This is a genomic window from Cupriavidus sp. UBA2010, from assembly GCF_002335265.1.
Taxonomy (GTDB): domain Bacteria; phylum Pseudomonadota; class Gammaproteobacteria; order Burkholderiales; family Burkholderiaceae; genus Cupriavidus; species Cupriavidus metallidurans.
Genome location: NZ_DDCI01000033.1, coordinates 149157 through 171806 on the forward strand (window position 1 = coordinate 149157; position 22650 = coordinate 171806).

Genomic DNA, 22650 nt, shown 5'->3' on the forward strand with positions numbered 1-22650 from the left:
TTAAAAAATGTGCACCATGTCACGTGATTGGAATGCCAGCGTCACGGTAGCCGCCGTTATCGAACGGGGTGGCCGCTTCCTGCTGGTGGAAGAGGAAACCGCGGATGGTCTGCGTCTGAACCAGCCCGCCGGCCATCTGGAAGCGGGCGAGAGCCTGATTCGCGCCGTCGTGCGCGAAACGCTCGAGGAAACCGCGCATTCGTTCGAACCGCGCGCGCTGCTGGGCGTTTACACGAGCCGCGGCCGTTCGTCGCGCGACCAGGGCGACACCACCTATATCCGCTTCGCCTTTACCGGCGATATCGGCACACTCGACGCCGGGCGCCAGCTGGATACCGGCATCGTCCGTACCGTGTGGATGACCGCCGAGGAACTGCGTGGCTGCCCCGAGCGCCATCGCTCGCCGCTGCTGATGGCTTGCGTCGACGACTATCTGGCCGGCAAGCGTTTCGCGCTCGACATGATCCATACGCATCCGAGCACCGTGGCCGCGTCGATCGCGCCGGGCGACACCGCCGCGCCGACGAATCCGCCGGCGCAGGCAGGAGCGGCATCATGAGCGGCAAGCGCGTGGTGGTGGGCTTGTCCGGTGGCGTCGATTCGTCGGTCACCGCATGGTTGCTGAAGCAGCAGGGTTATGAAGTCATCGGCTTGTTCATGAAGAACTGGGAAGACGATGACGACAGCGAATACTGCTCGACGCGCCAGGACTGGCTCGACGTGGCGTCCGTGGCCGACGTGATCGGCGTGGACGTGGAAGCCGTCAACTTCGCCGCGGAGTACAAGGACCGCGTGTTCGCCGATTTCCTGCGCGAATACTCTGCCGGCCGCACGCCGAATCCGGACGTGCTGTGCAACGCCGAGATCAAGTTCAAGGCCTTCCTCGATCACGCGATGTCGCTGGGCGCCGATACGATCGCCACGGGCCACTACGCGCGCGTGCGGCAGGCGGCCAACGGCAAGTTCGAATTGCTCAAGGCGTTCGATCACACCAAGGACCAGAGCTACTTCCTGCACCGCCTGAACCAGGCACAGCTCTCGCGCACGCTGTTCCCGCTAGGCGAGATCCCGAAGACACGCGTGCGCGAAATCGCCGCGGAAATCGGCCTGCCGAACGCGAAGAAGAAGGACTCCACCGGTATCTGCTTTATCGGTGAACGTCCATTCCGCGACTTCCTGAACCGCTATCTGCCGACCCAACCGGGCCCGATGATGACGCCCGAAGGCAAGGTGGTGGGCGAACATATCGGCCTGGCCTTCTACACGCTGGGCCAGCGCAAGGGCATCGGCCTGGGCGGCAGCCGCGATGGCAGTGGCGATGCCTGGTACGTGGCGCGCAAGGACATGGCCAGCAACACGCTCTACGTGGTGCAGGGCCACGACCATCCGTGGCTGCTGACGTCGGAACTGAACGCTGCGGATCTGTCGTGGGTGGCCGGCGAGCCGCCTGCGGCGGGTGCCACGATGGCCGCCAAGACGCGGTATCGGCAGAGCGATGCCCCTTGCAAGGTGGTGGCAGCCGAAGGCGATGCGTTGAAGCTGTCGTTCGCGGAGCCGCAGTGGGCGGTGACGCCGGGGCAGTCGGCCGTGCTGTATGACGGGGATGTCTGCCTGGGTGGCGGGATTATCCAGTAAGGCTGGAGGGGGCCGGCAGATTGGGCGGCACCTGAATGCAACACGGCGCTTCACACCCAGTGTGAAGCGCCGTGCAAGATCACACGCAGACAGCCGCGTGTGAGCGATCAGCCTTGCGGCGGCTCGGTGTCGATAAACGACTGGCGCTTTTCGATCTTCTCCTGGAACGCCACCAGATTCGGATGGCGGTCGCGCCATGCGATGTCCGGGAAACGGAAGTCCAGGTAGGCCAGCGCGCAGCCAACGGCCACGTCGGCCAGCGTGTAGTGGGTGCCGGTGCACCAGGTCTTGTCGGCCAGGCCGGTCGACATCGCCGTCAGCGCGGCGTCGATCTTGCTGCGCTGGCGCTGTACCCAGCTTTCGCTGCGTTCGCTTTCCTTGCGCTGCGTGACTTCCAGGCGCGCCAGCAGGGCGGCGTCCAGCAGGCCATCGGCCAGGGCTTCCCAGCAGCGGACTTCCAGCCTCTCACGGCTGCCCTGCGGAATCAGGCGGCTGACTGGCGAGAGCGTGTCGGCATACTCGGCGATCACGCGCGAATCGAAGACCGCGCCGCCGTCCTCCATGACCAGGCAAGGCACCTTGCCGAGCGGATTGAACCGACCGATCGTGGTGTCTGGCGACCAGACGTTCTCCTCGATCATCTCGTAGTCAATTTTCTTCTCCGCCAGCACCACGCGCACTTTGCGCGCGTACGGACTGGTTTGGGACGCATACAGCTTCATGTTCTCCCCTTGAGCTTGTTATGAAGTGCATCGGCGCTCCTTGGCAGGCGGATTTCCACGCTGGCAGACGGGCCGCTTGCCCGATGCACTTCATAACAGGCTAATGGATGAGCGAGCGCGAGTATACCCGCGCCGGGCGCCGGATGCGCCACCAATGCGGCCTGGCGCACGGATCACGGGGCATTGGTCATGGCGTGCAGCACAGCGCCATGGTCCGATGATAAAATCGCGCGTTACGCTTTCCGCGGCCCCGTGCACGCCAATGTTGCCCGGTGATCGCACAAATCGCGCCGTGCGGCGCATTGATCGCTTCGCACGTGCCTCGCCCCCGCACCCGCCATGTGCGGAACGCGCCCATACCTCCCTTACTTCTGGTTGCCAGCATGTCCACGTCTTCCCTTTCGCCGCTTACCGCCCTGTCTCCCATCGATGGCCGCTATGCCGCCAAGGCCGATGCATTGCGCGAGTGGCTGTCCGAGGCGGCCTTCATGCGCAACCGCGTCAAGGTGGAGGTCAACTGGCTGATCGCGCTGGCCCAGGCCGGCCTGCCGGACGTGCCGAAGTTCTCGGCCGCATCGGAGGCAAAGCTGCTGTCACTGGTGGAGAATTTCACCGAGGCCGACGCCGCCCGGATCAAGGAAATCGAAGCCGTCACGAACCATGACGTGAAGGCCGTCGAGTACTGGCTCAAGGAGCAGGTCAAGGGCAACGCGGAGCTCGAGGCCGCCAGCGAGTTCATTCACTTCGCCTGCACGTCGGAAGACATCAACAACACGTCGCACGGCATGATGCTCAAGGGCGCCCGCGACGGCGTGATCGTGCCGGCGCTCAAGCGCGTGCACGCGCGTCTGGTCGAACTGGCGAAGCTGAACGCCGCCCAGCCGATGCTGTCGCGTACGCACGGCCAGCCGGCCAGCCCGACCACGCTCGGCAAGGAAATGGCCAACGTGGCCGCGCGTCTGGCCCGCGCCATCGAGCGTGTGGAACGCGTGGAACTGCTCGGCAAGATGAACGGCGCCGTTGGCAACTACAACGCGCACCTGTCCGCCTATCCGACGTTCGACTGGGAGTCGTTCTCGAAGCAGGTGATCGAGACGCGCCTGGGCCTGACGTTCAATCCGTACACGATCCAGATCGAACCGCACGACTACATGGCCGAGCTGTTCGATGCCGTCGCTCGTGCCAACACGATCCTGCTGGACCTGAACCGCGACGTCTGGGGCTATATCTCGGTGGGCTACTTCAAGCAGAAGACCAAGGCTGGCGAGATCGGCTCGTCGACCATGCCGCACAAGGTCAACCCGATCGACTTCGAGAACTCGGAGGGCAATGTCGGCCTGGCCAACGCCGTGCTGCGCCACCTGTCCGAGAAGCTGCCCGTGTCCCGCTGGCAGCGTGACCTGACCGATTCGACCGTGCTGCGCAACATGGGCGTGGCGTTCGGTTACAGCCTGCTGGCTTACGAGGCCTGCCTACGCGGCCTGGGCAAGCTGGAAACCAACCCCGAACGCCTCAACGAAGACCTCGACAACTGCTGGGAAGTGCTGGCGGAGCCGGTGCAGACCGTGATGCGCCGCTTTGGCGTGCCCAATCCGTACGAGCAACTGAAGGAGCTGACCCGCGGCAAGGGCATCTCGCGCGAGGCGCTCCAGACGTTCGTGCAGGGTCTGGCGATTCCTGACGATGCCAAGGCGCTGCTGTTGGCGATGACGCCCGCCAGCTACATCGGCCGCGCCGTGGAACTGGCGAATCGCATCTGACGCCTGAGACGCGTTAAGAAACAAAAAGGGCTGGCCTGGTGCCAGCCCTTTTTGTTCTTGTCAGCCGTCAGGGTTGGGGCAGTAATTACCGCTGTGCGGTCAATTGCCGGCACATGTGACCCGGATGACGGGTTACGATCACCGGCATTGCGGCGGGTGCGACATCTGGTCGCTTCAAATGATTTGAACAACTTAATGAAGTTCGGCCGTTCCCAGCTTATGGGCGGGCCCCAATAATGCGAGGATTCGCTGCGACGGGACTGGCCGGATCTGCAACATTCACGTCGCGCGCACAACGAATGCATCAACGAAGGGATTGATAGACATGAGTTCCAAAGGCTCCATTCCGGCCGGCCGGCCCGCCGGATACACAGCCACCGCCATCGGTCTGCACTGGCTGATCGCCTTCGGCATCTTCGCCGCGTTCGGCCTGGGCCTCTACATGACCGGGATTCCCGGCCTGACGCCGACCAAGCTGAAGTTGTTCTCGTGGCACAAATGGATCGGCGTGACGATCTTCGTCGTGGCTGTGCTGCGCGTGATCTGGCGCGCCACCCATGCCGCGCCGCCCGTGGCGCCCGGCACGCCGGCCTGGCAGGCCAAGGCTGCTGCTGGCGCGCATCATTTGCTGTACCTGCTGATCCTGATCGTGCCGATTACGGGCTATCTCTACAGCTCTTCGGCGGGCGTGCCCGTGGTGTACCTGGGCCTGTGGAAGCTGCCGCCGCTGATCGAGGCCAGCGACACGCTCAAGCCGATTCTGAAATTTGCCCATATCTGGCTGAATTACCTGATGGCGGCGATCGTCGTCGTCCACGCAGCCGCCGCGATCAAGCACCAGTTGATCGACCGCGATGGCACGCTCGGACGCATGATCCCGTTCCTGCGCTAACCGCTTGATCCATCTATTCGCACTGGAGTCAAAGATGAAACGCATGTCTCGCCCTGGCGTGATGCTCGTGTCGGCCGCACTGGTCACCGCCGGACTGGCCGCCAATATCGGCTGGGCCCAGATCGACACTGCCAAGAGCTCGGTCACCGCAACCGCTCGCCAGATCGGCGTGCCAATGGAAGGCAAGTTCAAGAAGTTCGACGCCACGGTCGACTTCGATCCCGCCAAGCTGGCAACGTCGGCGGCCAAGGTCGAGATTGACGTGTCGAGCTTCGAGATCGGCGACGCGGAAACGACCAAGGAGGTCAAGGGCCGCGAATGGTTCGATGCTGCGAAATTTCCGAAGGCCGTGTTCCAGTCCACCAGCATCAAGGCCGGCGCAGCGGGCAAGTATGACGTTGCCGGCAAGCTGACCATCAAGGGCAAGACCGTGGACGTGGTGGTGCCGGCCTCGTACAAGCAGGACGCCGGCGGCCAGGTCTTCGAAGGCGTGCTGCCGATCAAGCGCACCGTGTTCAACATCGGCGACGGCGAATGGAAAGACACTTCCGTGGTAGCCGACGACGTGCAGATCAAGTTCCGTATCGTTACCCCGGTCAAGAAGGGGTGAGGCGCCAGCGGTCCCCGGACCGCCCGGTTCACCTGAAGTCATCCTTTTTCCGGTTTCATCAGACCTTCCTATCCAACCCCCAGACGGGAGACCTTATATGAAGATGCGCACCCTTTTCGCCGCTGTCGCGGCCGCTTCCGCCACGCTCGCCGCCGGTTCCGCACTGGCCAATGCGTCGACGTACAACATCGATCCGACCCACACCTACCCGAGCTTCGAGGCTGATCACATGGGCGGTTTGTCGACGTGGCGCGGCAAGTTCGAGAAGTCGTCGGGCGTCGTGACGCTGGACCGTGCCGGCAAGACGGGCACCGTGGATATCAAGATCGACGCGTCGTCGATCGATTTCGGCAACGGCAAGCTCAACGAGCACGCAAAGGGCCCCGAAATGTTCGACGTGCAGGCCTTCCCGGAAGCCACGTACAAGGGCAAGTTCTCCAAGTTCAAGGGCGACGTCCCGACCGAAGTCGACGGCGTGCTGACGCTGCACGGCGTGTCGAAGCCGGTCAAGCTGGAAATCCGCGAGTTCAAGTGCATGCAGCACCCGATGCTCAAGCGTGAAGCCTGCGGCGCCGATGCCGTGGCCCAGATCAACCGCGCCGATTTCGGCATCGACTACGGCGTCAAGTACGGCTTCAAGCAGGACGTGAAGCTTGCCATCCAGGTGGAAGCGGTCAAGGCGGACTGAGCCTGCTGCAGTAGCGATGAACGTACAAGGGGACATTTCCGGCCCCATCTGAATGAGCCAGCCGTGTGCTGGCTCATTTTTTTTGGGGATTGCATACCCTACTCAATTACCGCAGGTGCACAGTTGTACGGTTTCGGGCAGCCACAGTACAATGGTTCGCCGCAGTCCCACCCCCGGGACGGCGTTCGCATCGGCCTGCGCCGCTCGAGCCCGTCCCCGCAACAGGTCACGCGCATCGCTATGAGCATTGGCTGCATTCCCTGAGTTGGTTGTCCGCCGCAAGGCCCCTTGCCTGAGCTGTACCCGGCCGGTGCCCATTGGCGCCACGGTGCGCAGCGTTTTTCGGATTTCCCCTGGCGCGATACCGTGTACTCCAAAACCCAAATCGATCCGGTAGTTAGCTTCCGCAACTCGCAGGGCGAGCAGGTGCGTGGCACGATCATCAATCTCCAGCGCAAGTCGCTGGTGATGGAAATCTACAATCCTTATTCCATCGTTCAGGTCAGCGAGGTATTGAGCGAACTGAGCGTACGCATGGGCGCGAAAAATGCGTACCTGGGCAAGGCCGTGGTCATGAGTCTGGTGAATACCGGCCTGACCGCGGTGGTGTCCCTGACGCTGATCGACGAGTGGCGCGAGCTCACCGACGTCAACGATGCGCCCAAATCGGTGGCGCGCGAGGCTGAGCTGTTCGTGCAGGATTGGGACACACGTTTCAACATCCGGCGCGACTACCAGATCGTGGTCAACGAGATGCGCGCGTATCTCTCGGAAGTCTCCCGATGGGTCGAACAGGTGGACCTGACCGAGTCGCTGCCGAAGCGGGAAGGACGCCTGCGCGAGGACGTGTTCTACGAACTGGCCACGCCGCTGATGGGCAAGGTGAAGGTCTATCTGGACTGGCTCGAGGACGAGGCGCAGCGCGTCGATCCCGAACTGGCGCCGGTCCACCGCACCTATGCGCAGGCCGCGCTGCACCCGCTGCTGCTGCGCGCGCCGTTCGTCTATCGCACGTTCACCAAGCCGCTCGGTTATGCCGGCGATTATGAAATGGTGAACCAGATCCTCAGCGATCCGCAGCAGGGGCCCACCACTTACTTCCAGATCGTCAACACGGCGTTCCTGAAGGCGGCCGTGGCCACCGCGCACCGCAACCGGATCGACCTGCTGGTCGATTTCCTGACGCGCCAGGCCGAACGCGCACGTGCCGAGGGCCGCCCGTTCCGCGTGCTCAACGTCGGCTGCGGCCCCGCGTTCGAGATCCAGCGCTTCGTGCGGGAGTATGCGAATCCGGAGCTGCTGTCGTTCCAACTCGTGGACTTCAGCGCGGAGACGCTCGAGTACACGCGGGGTTCGATCGAACGGTCCGCCGCGTCGGCCGGGCACAAGGTATCGGTCGAGATGGTGCACCAGTCCGTGCACGACCTGCTCAAGCGTCGCATCACTGCGGACGACCCGAGCGTGCGCGAATTCGACGCGGTGTATTGCGCCGGCCTGTTCGACTATCTCTCCGACAAGGTCTGCTCGCGCCTGCTGTCGTACTTCGCCTCGCGCACGAGGCCGGGCGGTCATCTGCTCGTCACCAACGTCCACTCCGACAACCCCGAGAAGTTCGGGATGGAGCATCTGCTGGAGTGGTACCTGATCTATCGCGACGAGGCCGGTATGGCTTCGCTGTTGCCGGAGAACTCGCATGCCCACCGACTCTATGTCGATGAAACCGGCGTCAATGTCTTCGCCGAAGCCGCTATCCGTTGAGGATTCGGCCGCCCAACCGGCGAAGGCGATGAGTTCGAACCAGCTATACGCCGGATACCAGTCCGAACTGGCCGATTTCCGCCTGGCATTCAGCCGGGGCGGCGCGTACACGGCTATCGTGCTGGTGCTGCTCGGGGTTGGGCTCGACTACGGCCAGTATCCGCAGTGGCAAGTGCCATTCGCTGCGGCGCGCATCGTCGTTTCGCTGCTGATCGCGGGCGTGGTGGTCGCGCTCTACAGCCAGGCTGGCCGCCGCTTCGCGCCGTGGCTCACCATGACGTGGCTGCTGCTGCCGCAGATCATGATCGCCTGGATGATCTCGCAGACCGAAGGCGTCGAATCGCCGTACTACGTCGGGCTGAATCTCGCGATCTTCGCCTCGGGCATCGCCTTGCCGTTCGGGCTGTGGCAAAACCTGGTGTTCGGCATCCTGTCGTATGTGCTTTATGCCGCCGCGTGCCTGCTGCACCCGGGTGGCATCGAGCCCGTGGGGACGTTCATCGTCAATTCGCTGTTCCTGCTGTTCGCTGCGGCAGCGAGTGGCGTGTACACGTTCTTCAATGAACGCGCGCGCTTCATGCTGTTCCGCTTGAAGGCCGAGGTGGCGGACAAGAACGCGGAGCTCGAGGTCATCAATCGCAAACTGGTCGACATCAAGGGCCAGATGCTTCAGCAGGAGAAGATGGCGGCCATCGGCACGTTGGCGGCGGGCCTGCTGCACGAGGTGAACAATCCGGTCAACTTCTGCCTGATGGCGATCGAAGTGGCCATGGAGGAGCCGGCCGCGAAGTCCGAACCGGGCATCCAGGAGTGTCTGGTCGATGCCAAGCAGGGTATGCAGCGCATCCAGCATATCGTCTCGGACCTCAAGACATTCGCCTACCGCAAGCCGGGCGCCGAGGTGGAAGGCACGCCGTTCCTGTTCGAGAAGGCACTTGATTCGTCACAACGGCTGACTGCGCACGAACTGCGTGGGGTCAAGATGACGCGCGAGATGCCAGACGACACCCTCGTCCTTGGCGACGAGGCCGCGATCATCGGCGTGCTGATCAACCTGTTTTCGAACGCCGCGCTGGCGATGCGCAAGGCGGGTACGCAGAATCCGGCGATCCATACGACGGTGCGGTGGGAGGACAAGCGCCTGCGCGTGACTGTGCGCGACAACGGTCCTGGCATTGCGCAAGAGCATCTCGCCCGCGTGTTCGAACCGTTCTTCACCACGCGGGAAGTGGGCCAGGGCCTGGGTCTTGGCCTGTCGATCAGCTACGCCGTGATCGAACGTCACGGCGGCGTGCTGTACGCCGAGAGCGAGGTGGGCCAGTGGGCCGCCTTCAGCTTCGACCTGCCGCGTGCGGAGTAAGCCGTGACGACCGATACGAGCCAGCCGCGCGCGACCATCCTCTACGTCGATGACGAGGAGATGGCGTGCAAGTATTTCGCGCGCGCGGCCGGCAGCGAACACGAAGTGCTGTCCGCCACTGGCGCGGATGAGGCGATAGCCATCCTGCGGGAGCATCAGGCGAAGATCTCGGTGCTGGTCACCGACTACCGGATGCCGGGCCGCGATGGTGGCGACCTGCTGCGGCAGGTGGCGCTGGAGTATCCGCAGATCGTGCGGATACTGGTCACGGCCTATGCCGACAAGGACATGCTGCTCGAGACCGTCAATAGCGGCGAAGTCTTCAAGATTCTCGAGAAGCCGATCACCGTGACCGACGTGCGCGAGGTGCTGCGCCTGGCCGGAGAGCGCTATCGCGAGCGCGCGGTGCGTCAGCAAAGGCTGATGGCGATCGACGAGACGCTGGCCTTTCTGGCCCATGAACTGAATACGCCGCTGGCGGCGATTGCCAATTTCGCGCGCGGGATCGAGGCGCGCGTGGCTGGCGAGTACAACCAGCAGCGTAATGCCGAGATCGGCCGCGCGGCCGGTGCCATGCATGACAACGCCCAGTACTGCCTTGCGGTGCTGTCGTCGTTCCTGCAGTCCGTGCGCAGCAGCGCGGGCGGTGCCAAGCCGAAGCCGGGTCCAGGCAATGACGTCAGTGCGGGGGCATTGGTGGCATCCCTGCTGGATAGCTATCCCTTTGCCGATAACCAACGTAACTGGGTGCAAGTCGAGTTGCACGACGATTTTCCCGTGCCAACGCTGCCGAACTGCGTGGCGCTGGTGCTGTCGTCGGTCATGAGCAATGCGCTGCGCGCGCTGGCCGATGTGGACAACCCGTCGCTGCGCTTTGTCGTGGTGGCTGGAGATCGTCCGGAAATCCGCATCGCGGACAACGGGCCCGGCATTCCGCCGGAGGTGATGGATCGTCTGCTCGTCGACCCCGTCACCACGCACGCCTCGGCGGGCGGCAGCGGGATGGGCATGATCTTCTGTAACCGCGTCATGCAATCTTTTGGTGGCGGCATCCGGATCGCTTCGGCTTCGGGCGCAGGCACCACCGTAACCCTCGATTTCCCCAATATGAAGACTCGTATGAACAGGAGTGATCGATGAGCGAACCGAATACCACGCAGGCACCCCCGGCAATTCTGTTCGTCGATGACGAGGCCACGGCCGTCAAGTATTTCCAGCGCGCCATTGGCCAGCTTGCCCCGGTGGTAACCGGGGGATCCGTTGAAGAAGGCAAGGCGTTGCTCGACGCCCATGGCGACAGCCTGGCCGTGCTGGTGTCCGACCAACGCATGCCGGGCGAATATGGCAACGAGCTGCTGCGTTACGCGCGCGAGCGCTATCCGCATATCGTACGGATTCTGACCACGGCGTACTCGGAACTCGACCAGACCGTCGAGGCCGTGAACCAGGGCCAGATCCACCGCTACATCAAGAAGCCGTGGGACATTACCGCGCTGCGCATGGAGATGAAGCAGGCGCTGGAGTTGTCCGGCCTGCGCAGGGAGCGTGATCAACTGGTGCGTGAAAAGCTTATGGTGCTGCAGAAGCAGACCGTGGCCACGCGCGTAGGCATGGTCCACGCGATCTGCGCCAGCCTGATCGGCCCGGGGCGTTTCCAGCCGGTGGAGACCTATCTGGCTGGCACATCGCTGGCGGGTGCGCGCAATGCCGAGCCCGACTGGCAGCGTCTGGACTATGCAGATCTGGTCGGCGCGGAAAGCCAGCGCTGCGGTGTATTTGGCCATGCAGTCGGCACTAAGCTGGCGGAGTTGCGCGCGCGCCTGGCTGGTCGTGGCGCTGCCGACGCGACGGCGGTGCTGGCGGAAGTGCTGGGTGCAGCGGTACGCCGTGACGGCGATGTCGTCACCTGGTCTGCGCCGGACGCGCTCGGTGAGTTCGTGGCGAAGCCCGTGGCCGATGCCGTATCCGACGAGCACGCGGCATGGCTGGCGGCGCTGCTGTGGCTGGAAGAGGCTGGTGGGGCGCTGCAACTGCAGCGCGAAGGCGACGCGATCACGGCACGCGCGACAACGCGGACGGAGTCGTTTGCCAAGGACCGGCTGGCCGTGTGGATCGAGCAGCTGACGGAAGCCTAAGCGCACGTGAGCGTAAAGGCTTCCCTCTCCGCAAACGCGGGGGAGGGGGCTTGAACCGATGCCGCGCGGGCCGGCGCGGTCATCGAAAGTCTCTAGCCAAGACGCTGTTTCAAGATGAAGCGAAGCGGTTCTGGCTAGGCGCGGGGCCGCAGACGGTACAAGTAGTACGGCAAGGCCCCGCAACGACGCCGGAATCGTCTTGAAACGGCTTCCAAAGCCTGTCCCCCTCGCCGGGCGGTCCTGCGCGGACCATGTCGGCGGGCGGAGAGGACTCAGGAGTTGGCAGGTGCCTCGGGCAGCGTGAGAACGCCGAGCGCCTGCAGCTCCTGCAGTTGCGCGTCACTCATATTCAGAAGACTCTGCAATACCGCGCGCGTGCCCTCGCCAAGCGTCGGCGGTGCATTGCGAATCGGCGGGCGCTTTCCGTCCAGACGGTACGGCGGCGCAAACACATGCGTCGTGCCTGCCACCGGATGCGGCATCTCACGCAGCAGCCCACCCCTGCGAGTCCGTTCGCTGGTCAGTGCCTCGTGCAGCCCAGCCACCCTGCCGCACGGGATGCCGCAAGCGGTCATGCGTTCCAGCAGAAGGTCGCGGGGAAACTCATGGATCAGACCCGTGATCAGCGGTGTCAGAGTGACGCGGTTCTTCGCGCGCTCGACGTTCGTGGCGTAGCGCGGATCCTCGACGATATCGGGGCGCTCGATGACCTGGCGGCAGAACTTGTCGAACTGGTTGTTGTTTCCGACCGCGATGATCAGAGGACCATCGGCAGCCTCGAACATGCCATAGGGCACGATGGACGGATGGGCGTTCCCATAGCGTGCCGGGTCGCGCCCCAGCAGCATGGCATCCAGGCCGTAGTAGCCCGTCACCATCACGCCGCAGTCGTACAGCGCCATCTCGATCAGCTGGCCAAGGCCCTTTCGCTCGCGGCGGAAGAGGGCGGCCAGTACGGCTTGCGCCGCATACATGCCGGTCATGAGGTCGACGACCGCGACGCCGAATTTCAGCGGCGGCTGATCGGCCTCGCCATTGAGCGCCATGAGGCCGGCCTCGCCCTGGATGACGAGGTCGTAGCCGGGGCGTTTCGCTTCCGGGCCGCTGGTGTCGTATCCAGAAATGGCGCAGTAGATGAGATCGGGCTTGATGGCCTTGAGCTGCTCGTAGCCCAGGCCCAGCTTCTCGGCGCCGCCCGTCTTGAAGTTGTGGATGACGACGTCGAACTTCGGCAGCAATTCGTAGACGATCTGCACGCCTTCCTTCCTCTGCAGATCCAGCGTGATGGACCGCTTGTTGCGGTTCATGCTGTTGTAGTAGGTTGTCTCCGTCTTGCCGATGCGCATCCCCCAATCACGGGTGTCATCGCCACGGCCGGGATGTTCCACCTTGACCACCTCGGCACCGAAATCGGCCAGGACTTGCCCGCACAACGGACCTGCGAAGACGCGGGACAGGTCAAGTACCCGCACGCCATCGAGAGGCAGTTCGGTGTCCTTGGATGGTTCAATGGTCTGCTGCATGGCTTGTCTCCTGCCTCCGCCATTCACGGATGCCGTGATGTGGCGATCATCTGCTTGTGGTTAATCGGACATTCTTGCCCGCATAAATAATTAGAACAATCACAATGGTGATTGACGCAATGTCCAATCTGATTTGACAGTGCTTAAACCAAGGGCGGGTTTGCTGGCGTATTCGTTACCCCGCGCAGCGCTTTCAGCCAAGGGTACCAATGGGGATTGCGGTCCCGGATCTCTCGTCAAACGAAAAAGGCACCCGAAGGTGCCTTTTTCTTTCAACCCAAGCGCCGCGTCAAGCTTGCGCGCCGAAGTTCGGGTCATTGCGGTCGGTTGCGTCGCCGCCTTTCTTGTCGCCCTTGACGAGGTCTTCGCGTTTCACGCCGAGCCACATCGCCAGCGCCGCGGCCACGAACACCGACGAGTAGATACCAAACAGAATACCCACCGTCAGGGCCAGGGCGAAGTAGTGCAGCGTCGGGCCGCCGAAGAAGAACATCGACAGCACCATCATTTCGGTCGAGCCGTGAGTGATGATGGTCCGCGACATCGTGCTGGTGATCGCGTGGTCGATGACTTCATGCGTGGACATCTTGCGGTACTTGCGGAAGGCTTCGCGGATCCGGTCGAAAATCACCACGGACTCGTTCACGGAGTAGCCCAGCACCGCCAGGATCGCCGCCAGCACCGAGAGCGAGAACTCCCACTGGAAGAAGGCGAAGAAGCCCAGGATGATCACCACGTCGTGCAGGTTGGCGATGATACCGGCGACCGCGAACTTCCATTCGAAGCGGAACGACAGGTAGATCACGATACCGGCCACCACGCATAGCAGCGCCAACAGGCCGTCCGTGGCCAGTTCCTTGCCCACCTGCGGGCCGACGAACTCCACGCGCTGCAGCTTGACGTCAGGCGAGGCCGCCGTCAGCGCGCCCATGACCTGCTCGCTCTGCTGCGCAGAGGTCACCTGCTTGCCGTCCGGCCCCTTCTGGAGCGGCAGACGGATCATCACATCGCGCGAGGTGCCGAAGTTCTGCACCTGTACATCGGAGTAGCCGAGCTTGCTGACCTGGCCACGAACCTTCTCGAGATCGACGGCCTGCTGGTAGTTGACCTCCATCACCGTGCCGCCGGTGAACTCGATCGACAGGTGCAGGCCCTTGTGCCAGAGGAAGAAAACAGCGGCGGCAAACGTCAGGAAGGACACCACGTTGAAGATCAACGCGTGCTTCATGAACGGAATGTCGCGCTTGATGCGGAAAAATTCCATGATGGGTTCCTGATGTGTCCTGGCTTACTTGGCGACCGGGGTGTCGGTGGTGTCCGGCTTCCAGATCTGACCGATGGCCAGGCCCTGGAGCTTCTTCTTGCGGCCGTACCAAAGGTTGACCAGGCCGCGGTTGAAGAACACCGCCGAGAACATCGAGGTCAGGATGCCCAGGCAGTGCACCACGGCAAAGCCGCGCACCGGGCCCGAGCCAAAGGCCAGCAGCGCCAGGCCAGCGATCAGCGTGGTCACGTTCGAGTCGAGAATCGTGGCCCAGGCACGCTCAAAGCCAATGGCGATCGACATCTGCGGTGATGCGCCCGCGCGCAGTTCCTCGCGGATCCGCTCGTTGATCAGCACGTTCGCGTCGATGGCCATGCCGAGCACCAGCGCGATAGCGGCGATGCCAGGTAGCGTCAGCGTGGCCTGCAGCATCGACAGCACCGCCACCAGCAGCAGCAGGTTCACGCCCAGCGCGATCACGGAGAACACGCCGAACAGCATGTAGTACAGCACCATGAAGACGGCGATTGCGGCGAAGCCGTAGGCCACCGAGTCAAAGCCCTTCTGGATGTTGTCCGCACCCAGCGACGGGCCGATTGTGCGCTCCTCGATGATTTCCATCGGGGCGGCCAGCGAGCCGGCGCGCAGCAGCAGGGCCAGGTCGTTGGCGGCTTCGGTCGAGTAAGAACCGGTGATCTGGAAGCTCGAGCCAAGCTCGGACTGGATCGTCGCCACGGTCAGCACTTCGCCCTTGCCCTTTTCGAACAGGACGATGCCCATCGGCTTGCCAATGTTCTCCCGCGACACGTCACGCAGCATGCGGCCGCCCTGGGCATCGAGCTTGATGTTGACGGACGGGCGCTGGTTCTGGTCGAAACCGGCCGAGGCGCTTTCGATGCGGTCGCCGGTGAAGATCACCTGCTTGCGCAGCAGCACCGGGGCGCTGTTGCCTTGCGTGAACAGCTCGTCGCCGAACGGCACGGGGTCACCCGGGCGCGGGTTGCGCACGTCCGGGTCGGCCAGGCGCGCTTCGAGCGTGGCGGTACGGCCGATAATGTCCTTGGCCTTGGCGGTGTCCTGCACGCCCGGCAACTGCACCACAATGCGGTCGGAGCCTTGCTGCTGGATCACCGGCTCTGCCACGCCAAGTTCGTTCACACGATTGTGCAGGGTGGTGATGTTCTGCTTGACGGCGCCGTCCTGCACGGTCTTGCGGGCGGCTTCCGTGAACGTGCCGACGATGTTCGTGCCGTCCATCGTGAAGGCCAGCTCGCGCAGGTTGTCGGCCAGGATGCCGCGCGCGCGTTCCGCGTCGTCACCATTGCTGAAGCGCACCGTCAGGCGCTCGCCGTCACGGTCAATGCCGCCGTGGCGGATGTTCTTGTCGCGCAGCAGCGTGCGCGCATCGCCGGCCAGGCTGTCGAGCTTCTTGTCGACGGCGCCCTTCATGTCCACCTGCAGCAGGAAGTGCACGCCACCGCGCAGATCCAGACCCAGGTACATGGGCAGCGCGTGCAGCGCGGTCAGCCAGTGCGGCGAACCGGACAACAGGTTCAGCGCCACGACGTAGGTCGCATCGTTCGCGTCGGGATTCAGCGAGCGCGACAGCACGTCCTTGGCCTTGAGCTGCTCGTCAGTGGTGCGGAAGCGCGCCTTGACCGAGCCGGACTGGCCGGACACGTCGAAGAACACCCCATCAGGCTGCAACTGGTTCTGCGCCAGGATCTCCTCGACATGCTTCTGCATGGACAGGTCGACCTTGACCGTGGCCTTGGCCGACGATACCTGGACGGCGGGCGCCTCGCCGAAGAAGTTCGGCAGGGTGTAGGTGATGCCGATGGCCAGAGCCACCAGAATCACGATGTATTTCCAAATCGGATAACGATTCATCGTTGGCCAGTCATTGCGGTTGGCGTGGTCGATAATCGCGCGCATCGCGCGCCGGATCGGCCGGACCGGTTGGCAAACAGCCGCCTGGCAACCCGTAGGAGGGTCCGGACGGGACCCCTGTGCGGATTCAGGCGGCTGCGCAGGGCATGGTCGGAGGCGTCGCGCGCCACGTCCATGCCTGATTCAGGCGGAAAACGTGCCGGATCAGAGCGACTTCAGCGAGCCCTTCGGCAGCACATTGGTCACCGCATTCTTCTGCACGGTGATTTCCGTACCTTCGGCCACTTCCAGGGTCACATAGTTCTCGTTGACCTTGGTGACACGGCCCAGGATGCCGCCTGCCGTCACGACTTCGTCGTTCTTGGCCAGCGCTTCCATCATCGCCTTGGCTTCCTTCTGGCGCTTCATCTGCGGGCGGATCATGATGAACCACAGCACCGCGAACATCAGGATGATCGGCAGAAAGCTCATCAGGCCACCGGCGCCGCCGCCGATACCAGCAGTCTGGGCAAAAGCGTTAGAGATAAACACGTTACTTCTCCGTCACAAAGTTCATTCAGGGAATCGGGCATTCTATCACCCGGTCATTGTCCCGCCTTGGCATTCTAGGGCGAATTGCGGGTTTGTTCGGGGTGCGTTCCGCGTACTTTGCGGAGGATGCGGAAAGCCACCCCGAAGCGGCCGATTTCAGGCCAGCTATTCGACCTTGGCCGCGCCGAAAGTTCTCAGCCGGCCTGGCCAGAGAGACACTCAGCGTGTGCCGCGCGCGCGATTTTCGGCGAACTGGCGGCGGAATGCCTCGAAGCGGTGCTCCTCGATGGCCGTGCGCATCTCGCGCATCAGTTCCAGGTAGTAATAGAGGTTGTGGATCGTGTTCAGGCGCGCACCAAGGATCTCGCCCACACGGTGCAGGTGGTGCAGGTAGGCCCGGGAGAAGTTGCGGCAGGTGTAGCAGCCGCATTGTTCGTCCAGCGGGCGCGGGTCGTTGCGGTGCGCCGCGTTGCGGATCTTCACGTCACCAAAGCGCGTGAACAGCCAGCCGTTGCGGGCATTGCGGGTCGGCATCACGCAGTCGAACATGTCGACGCCGTGCGCCACACCGGCCACCAGGTCCTCGGGCGTGCCAACGCCCATCAGATAGTGCGGCTTGTGCGCCGGCAAGCGGGGGCCCACATGCTCCAGCACCCGCATCATGTCTTCCTTTGGCTCACCAACCGACAGGCCGCCGATCGCGTAACCATGGAAGTCCAGTTCCGACAGGCCCGCCAGTGATTCGTCGCGCAGGTCCTCGAACATGCCGCCCTGCACGATGCCGAACAGCGCGTTGGGATTGGCCAGATGGTCGAACTCGTCGCGCGAACGCTTGGCCCAGCGCAGGCTCATCCGCATGGAGCGGGCGGCCTCGTCGTGCGTGGCGGGGCGGCCGTCGATCTCGTACGGCGTGCACTCGTCGAACTGCATCACGATGTCCGAGTTCAGCGTGCGCTGGATCTGCATCGAGATCTCGGGCGACAGGAACAGCTTGTCGCCATTCACCGGCGATGCGAACGTGACGCCTTCCTCGGTGATCTTGCGCAGTTCTCCTAGCGAAAACACCTGAAAGCCGCCCGAATCGGTCAGGATCGGCTTGTCCCAGCCGATGAACTTGTGCAGGCCGGCGTGGGTGTCAACGACGTCGAGCCCCGGGCGCAGCCACAGATGGAACGTATTGCCGAGGATGATTTGCGCGCCGATCTCGTTGAGTTCGAGCGGCGACATCGCCTTGACCGACCCGTAGGTGCCCACGGGCATGAAGATCGGCGTTTCCACGACGCCGTGGTTCAGCGTGACGCGGCCACGGCGGGCGTTGCCATCAGTGGTCAGCAGTTCGAAATTGAGCATGGTGTGTTCTCGGGGGCGGTCAGTCGCGGCGGTCGCGGCGGGTGAGCAGCATGGCGTCGCCGTAGCTGAAGAAACGGTAGCGCGCGTCCACGGCATGGCGGTAGGCGTCGCGAATCGCCTCCACGCCGGCCAGCGCGGAGACCAGCATCAGCAGCGTGGACTTGGGCAGATGGAAGTTGGTAATCAGCGCGTCGACGATGCGGAAGGCGTAGCCGGGCGTGATAAAGATGTCGGTATCGCCGCTGCCCGCCTCCAGCGTGCCATCTTCGGCGGCGGCCGATTCCAGCGCGCGCAGCGACGTGGTGCCGACGGCGATCACGCGTCCGCCACGCGCGCGGGTTTCGCGCACGGCATCCGCCAGTTCGGGCGAGATGGCATACCACTCCGAATGCATCTTGTGCTCGGACAGGTTTTCGGTACGCACGGGCTGGAACGTGCCCGCGCCAACGTGCAGCGTCAGGAAGGCGCGGCGGATGCCGGCGGCGTCCAGCCGGGCGAACAGGGCGTCGTCGAAGTGCAATCCGGCGGTGGGCGCGGCCACGGCGCCCGGGTTGCGCGCGTAGACGGTCTGGTAGCGCGTTTCGTCGTAGGCGTCGGGGTCGTGCGTAATGTACGGCGGCAGCGGCAGGCGGCCGAAACGTTCGATCAGGTCGAGCGCGGGCTCGGGAAAGCGCAGGGTGAAGAACTGGTCGACGCGGGGGCCCACGGTCACTGCGAAGGCGTCATCCGCCAGGTGCAGCAGGCTGCCCTCGGCAGGCGTCTTCGACGCGCGCACCTGGGCCAGCACCGTGTGGGTATCGACCACCCGTTCCACCAGCACTTCGATCCGGCCGCCGCTCGGCTTGTGGCCGAAAAAACGGGCCTTGATCACGCGCGTGTCGTTGAACACGAGCAGGTCGTCCGGATTCAGGTATTCAAGGATGTCGCTGAAGGCGCGGTCGACCAGCCGCACCGCCTCGGCGGTGTCCTCCGGGGCGGTCCGCTCCACCACCAGCAGGCGGCTGGCGCTGCGGTCAGGCAGGGCGGACTGCGCGATCAGTTCGGGCGGCAGCGGAAAATCGAAATCGGACAGGGTCAACATGGCTGGATACAACGGCCAAAACCGTGCACGGCGGCAAGCTTTGTGAGCGTGCTACCGCGGTGATCGGTACGGCATGGGTAAAATCGGCGAATCCGACATTGTAAGGCTTGGGCGCCAGGCTTCGCCTGCTTGCCCATGTTGCCGCCCATATTCCCGCGCTGATGCCAGGCTCCGCCACCGAACCGATCGACGAACCCGCCTCCGCCGCCAGGAAACCCGCCAAGGCTGCCGATGCCAAGCCGTCTACGGCCGCGGCGCGGCTGGCCAAGCTCGGCCTGCGACGCAGCGTCGACCTGGTGCTGCACCTGCCGCTCCGCTACGAGGACGAAACCACGCTCGAGCCGATCCGGGACGCGATCCACCGCGCGGGCATTGGCCTGCCAGCGCAGATCGAGGGCGAAGTGATCTCGAACGAGGTGACGTTCCGCCCGCGCCGCCAGCTTGTGGTGAAGGTGGCCGATGAAACCGGCGAACTGACGCTGCGTTTCCTCAATTTCTACGGCAGCCAGACCAAGCAGATGGCCGAAGGCACGCGCCTGCGCGTGCGCGGCGAGATTCGCGGCGGCTTCTTCGGCGCCGAGATGGTCCATCCAACCGTGCGGGCGGTGGCGCCGGGCGAGCCGTTGCCGGACCGCCTGACGCCGGTCTATCCGGCCACCGCCGGGATTTCGCAGGCCTACCTGCGCAAGGCCATCGGCGGGGCGATGCAGCGCACGCCGATGCCGGAAACCCTGCCCCAGGCGGTGCTGCGCGGGCCGTTGGCGCAGTTGAAGCTGCCGCCGCTGATCGATTGCCTGCGCCTGCTGCACAACCCGCCACAGCAGGAAAGCGAGGCCGCGCTGGCCGATCGCTCGCATCCGGCGTGGGTGCGGATCAAGTTCGATGAACTGCTCGCGCAACAGATTTCGCTGCGCCGCTCGCAGGCCGCGCGCAAGGAGAAGAACGCGCCGTCGATGCCGCGTCGTGCGGGGGGCTTGTTGACCAGCTTCCTTGGTGCGCTGCCGTTCCGCCTGACGGGCGCGCAGCAGCGGGTGGTCGAGGAAATCGCCGCCGACATGACCCGTCCGCACCCCATGCATCGTCTGCTTCAGGGCGACGTGGGCAGCGGCAAGACGATCGTGGCCGCGCTGGCCGCGTGCCAGGCGATCGACGCCGGCTATCAGGCCGCGTTGATGGCGCCGACCGAAATCCTGGCCGAGCAGCATTTCCGCAAGTTGTCCGCATGGCTCGAACCGCTTGGCGTGCCGGTGGTCTGGTTGGCGGGCAGTCTGAAGGCAAAGGAGAAGCGCGAGGCCGTGGCGCGCGCCGAATCGGGCGAGGCGAAGCTAGTGATCGGCACCCATGCGCTGATCCAGGACACCGTCCGGTTCGCCCGGCTCGGCTTGGCCGTGGTCGATGAGCAGCATCGCTTCGGCGTTGCCCAGCGGCTGGCGCTGCGCGGCAAGGCCGGAGAAGCGGAGCAGCCGGGCGAGCCGGCGCGTCCGGCGGAGGAAAAAGTGGTGCCGCACCAGCTCATGATGTCGGCCACGCCGATCCCGCGCACGCTGGCGATGACCTACTACGCCGACCTCGATGTGTCGGTGATCGACGAATTGCCGCCCGGCCGCACGCCAATCGTCACGCGGCTGGTCAATGACGCGCGCCGCGACGAGGTGATCGAGCGCGTGCACCATGCGGCCGCCGAAGGGCGCCAGGTCTACTGGGTGTGTCCGCTGATCGAGGAAAGCGAGGCGCTGCAGCTCCAGACGGCAGTCGAGACGTACGAAACGCTGGTTGCGGCGCTGCCAGATCTGCGTGTCGGGCTGGTTCACGGGCGGCTGCCACCGGCCGAGAAGGCCGCCGTGATGGACGATTTCACCACCAACCGGCTGCAGGTGCTGGTGGCCACCACCGTGATCGAAGTGGGCGTCGATGTTCCCAATGCATCGCTAATGGTGATCGAACACGCCGAACGTTTCGGGCTGGCGCAACTCCACCAGTTAAGGGGGCGCGTTGGTCGGGGAAGCGCCGAGTCGGTCTGCCTGCTGATGTACCAGGCGCCGCTGTCGCCCACGGCGCGCGAGCGGCTGGCGACGATGCGCGAAACCACCGACGGCTTCGAGATCGCACGGCGCGACCTGCAGATTCGCGGCCCTGGTGAATTCCTGGGTGCCCGGCAGTCGGGCGAAGCGATGCTGCGATTCGCCGATCTCGAAACCGATGCCTGGCTCGTCGACTACGCCCAGGAGGCGGCCGAGCTGATGCTGGAGCGGTACCCGGAAGCGGTGGAGGCGCATCTGTCTCGCTGGCTGGGTGGCCGGGAGCACTTCCTGAAGGCCTGATGTCGTGCCTTCGCCATATTGGAGATGCCTGAAAGTGGCGAATAAATTCCTTTTGTCTGTCGATCTGACAAGGACGGGAATCGAAGCTAAAATCTATCGCCTAACCGGAATTGATTAATCATGACGCTCACCGAACTCAAGTACATCGTCGCCGTGGCGCGCGAGCGCCATTTCGGCCGGGCTGCCGAGGCCTGCTTCGTGTCGCAGCCGACCCTGTCGGTCGCCATCAAGAAGCTGGAGGACGAGCTGACCGTGCAGATCTTTGAGCGGGGCACCTCCGAGGTGTCGGTGACGGCCATCGGCGAGCAGATCGTCGCGCAGGCGCAGCGTGTGCTTGAGCAGACCATGGCGATTCGTGAGATCGCCAAGCAGGGCAAGGACCCGCTGGCCGGGCCGCTGCGTTTGGGCGTGATCTACACGATCGGGCCGTACCTGCTGCCGGCACTGGTCAAGCAGATGATCGAGACCGTGCCGCAGATGCCGCTGATGCTGCAGGAGAACTACACGAACAAGCTGATCGAACTGCTCAAGCAGGGCGAAATCGACTGCGCGATCATGGCCGAGCCGTTCCCGGACTCCGGCCTGACGGTGCGTCCGCTGTATGACGAGCCGTTCGTGGTGGCCGTGCCGCGCGGACACCAGCTTTCCCAGCAGACCAAGGTGGATCCGGACGAACTGAAGCAGCAGACCATGCTGCTGCTCGGCAGCGGCCATTGTTTCCGCGATCACGTGCTGAGCGTGTGTCCGGAACTGTCGCGCTTCTCGCAGGCGGCCGACGGCATCCAGAAGACGTTCGAAGGTTCGTCGCTCGAGACCATCCGCCATATGGTGGCCAGCGGCGTCGGTATCACCGTGCTGCCGCGCACCTCGGTGCCCGATCTCAAGCCGCACAACGACATGCTGTCCTACGTGCCGTTCGCCGAGCCCGTGCCGGACCGCCGCGTGGTGCTGGCCTGGCGCAAGAGCTTTACGCGGCTTCCCGCGATGGAAGCGCTGGCCAACGCGGTGACCGCGTGCGAACTGCCCGGCGTGCGCAGGCTCGGCGACACGGAGACGGTCGAGGCAGTCGCGGCCTGAATCCCATCCCATCCCGGCCCATCCCGGCCCATCCCGGCCCGACCGCCGGGCAT

19 protein-coding genes are annotated in these 22650 nt (G+C 64.2%); 12 read left to right on the forward strand and 7 right to left on the reverse strand.

Going from position 1 to position 22650, the window contains the following annotated elements; translation table 11 throughout:
• Positions 1 to 7 precede the first annotated feature (7 nt).
• Positions 8 to 559, forward strand: a complete 552-nt coding sequence (locus tag B2246_RS24465) for an NUDIX hydrolase (protein WP_008641895.1) — start codon at positions 8 to 10, stop codon at positions 557 to 559.
• The gene (mnmA, locus tag B2246_RS24470; protein ID WP_008641897.1) at positions 556 to 1635 is read left to right on the forward strand and encodes a tRNA 2-thiouridine(34) synthase MnmA; all 1080 of its coding nucleotides are present in this window, start codon (positions 556 to 558) and stop codon (positions 1633 to 1635) included. Before B2246_RS24465 ends, mnmA begins: the two co-directional genes overlap by 4 nt.
• Positions 1636 to 1742: 107 nt before the next feature.
• Here mnmA and B2246_RS24475 read toward each other — a convergent pair whose 3' ends face one another.
• On the reverse strand, positions 1743 to 2357 hold the full coding sequence (locus tag B2246_RS24475) for a glutathione S-transferase (protein WP_035884650.1): 615 nt from the start codon (positions 2355 to 2357) through the stop codon (positions 1743 to 1745).
• Positions 2358 to 2740: 383 nt separating this feature from the next.
• Between B2246_RS24475 and purB the strand changes: the two genes are divergently transcribed.
• The 8 genes from purB (at position 2741) to B2246_RS24515 (ending at position 11560) form a co-directional block, all read left to right on the forward strand.
• Positions 2741 to 4117 carry an adenylosuccinate lyase gene (purB, locus tag B2246_RS24480; protein WP_008641901.1) on the forward strand — a complete coding sequence of 459 codons (1377 nt, stop codon included), beginning with the start codon at positions 2741 to 2743 and terminating at the stop codon, positions 4115 to 4117.
• 325 nt (positions 4118 to 4442) lie between these two features.
• Positions 4443 to 5009: a cytochrome b gene (locus B2246_RS24485; protein WP_008641902.1), complete on the forward strand. Its 567-nt coding sequence runs from the start codon at positions 4443 to 4445 to the stop codon at positions 5007 to 5009.
• A gap of 34 nt (positions 5010 to 5043) precedes the next feature.
• Positions 5044 to 5619, forward strand: a complete 576-nt coding sequence (locus tag B2246_RS24490; RefSeq protein ID WP_008641904.1) for a YceI family protein — start codon at positions 5044 to 5046, stop codon at positions 5617 to 5619.
• Positions 5620 to 5716: 97 nt separating this feature from the next.
• The gene (locus B2246_RS24495; protein ID WP_008641905.1) at positions 5717 to 6307 is read left to right on the forward strand and encodes a YceI family protein; all 591 of its coding nucleotides are present in this window, start codon (positions 5717 to 5719) and stop codon (positions 6305 to 6307) included.
• 366 nt (positions 6308 to 6673) lie between these two features.
• Complete coding sequence (locus B2246_RS24500; protein ID WP_008641906.1) at positions 6674 to 8065, forward strand: class I SAM-dependent methyltransferase; 1392 nt, start codon at positions 6674 to 6676, stop codon at positions 8063 to 8065.
• Between the two features lie 28 nt (positions 8066 to 8093).
• Positions 8094 to 9425, forward strand: a complete 1332-nt coding sequence (locus B2246_RS24505) for a sensor histidine kinase (protein ID WP_035884671.1) — start codon at positions 8094 to 8096, stop codon at positions 9423 to 9425.
• 3 nt (positions 9426 to 9428) lie between these two features.
• Complete coding sequence (locus B2246_RS24510; RefSeq protein WP_008641910.1) at positions 9429 to 10565, forward strand: hybrid sensor histidine kinase/response regulator; 1137 nt, start codon at positions 9429 to 9431, stop codon at positions 10563 to 10565.
• Positions 10562 to 11560, forward strand: coding sequence for a response regulator (locus tag B2246_RS24515; protein ID WP_008641915.1), 999 nt, complete (start codon positions 10562 to 10564; stop codon positions 11558 to 11560). The genes B2246_RS24510 and B2246_RS24515 overlap by 4 nt, the downstream gene beginning before the upstream one ends.
• A gap of 272 nt (positions 11561 to 11832) precedes the next feature.
• Here B2246_RS24515 and B2246_RS24520 read toward each other — a convergent pair whose 3' ends face one another.
• From B2246_RS24520 to queA, 6 genes are all read right to left on the reverse strand, one after another.
• Positions 11833 to 13083, reverse strand: a complete 1251-nt coding sequence (locus tag B2246_RS24520) for a CaiB/BaiF CoA transferase family protein (RefSeq protein ID WP_035884651.1) — start codon at positions 13081 to 13083, stop codon at positions 11833 to 11835.
• A 289-nt stretch (positions 13084 to 13372) separates the two neighbouring features.
• Positions 13373 to 14347, reverse strand: a complete 975-nt coding sequence (gene secF, locus B2246_RS24525; RefSeq protein ID WP_008641917.1) for a protein translocase subunit SecF — start codon at positions 14345 to 14347, stop codon at positions 13373 to 13375.
• A gap of 24 nt (positions 14348 to 14371) precedes the next feature.
• On the reverse strand, positions 14372 to 16237 hold the full coding sequence (gene secD / locus B2246_RS24530) for a protein translocase subunit SecD (protein WP_035884672.1): 1866 nt from the start codon (positions 16235 to 16237) through the stop codon (positions 14372 to 14374).
• A gap of 204 nt (positions 16238 to 16441) precedes the next feature.
• Positions 16442 to 16768 (reverse strand): preprotein translocase subunit YajC, encoded by a 327-nt coding sequence (yajC, locus tag B2246_RS24535; protein ID WP_008641919.1) that lies wholly within the window; start codon positions 16766 to 16768, stop codon positions 16442 to 16444.
• Positions 16769 to 16987: 219 nt separating this feature from the next.
• Entirely contained in the window at positions 16988 to 18118 is a 1131-nt protein-coding gene (tgt, locus tag B2246_RS24540; protein ID WP_008641921.1) for a tRNA guanosine(34) transglycosylase Tgt, read from the reverse strand.
• 19 nt (positions 18119 to 18137) lie between these two features.
• The gene (queA, locus tag B2246_RS24545) at positions 18138 to 19199 is read right to left on the reverse strand and encodes a tRNA preQ1(34) S-adenosylmethionine ribosyltransferase-isomerase QueA (protein ID WP_008641922.1); all 1062 of its coding nucleotides are present in this window, start codon (positions 19197 to 19199) and stop codon (positions 18138 to 18140) included.
• Between the two features lie 161 nt (positions 19200 to 19360).
• Between queA and recG the strand changes: the two genes are divergently transcribed.
• Positions 19361 to 21520, forward strand: a complete 2160-nt coding sequence (gene recG / locus B2246_RS24550; RefSeq protein WP_035884673.1) for an ATP-dependent DNA helicase RecG — start codon at positions 19361 to 19363, stop codon at positions 21518 to 21520.
• A 120-nt stretch (positions 21521 to 21640) separates the two neighbouring features.
• The gene (locus B2246_RS24555) at positions 21641 to 22597 is read left to right on the forward strand and encodes a LysR substrate-binding domain-containing protein (protein WP_008641927.1); all 957 of its coding nucleotides are present in this window, start codon (positions 21641 to 21643) and stop codon (positions 22595 to 22597) included.
• Positions 22598 to 22650 lie beyond the last annotated feature (53 nt).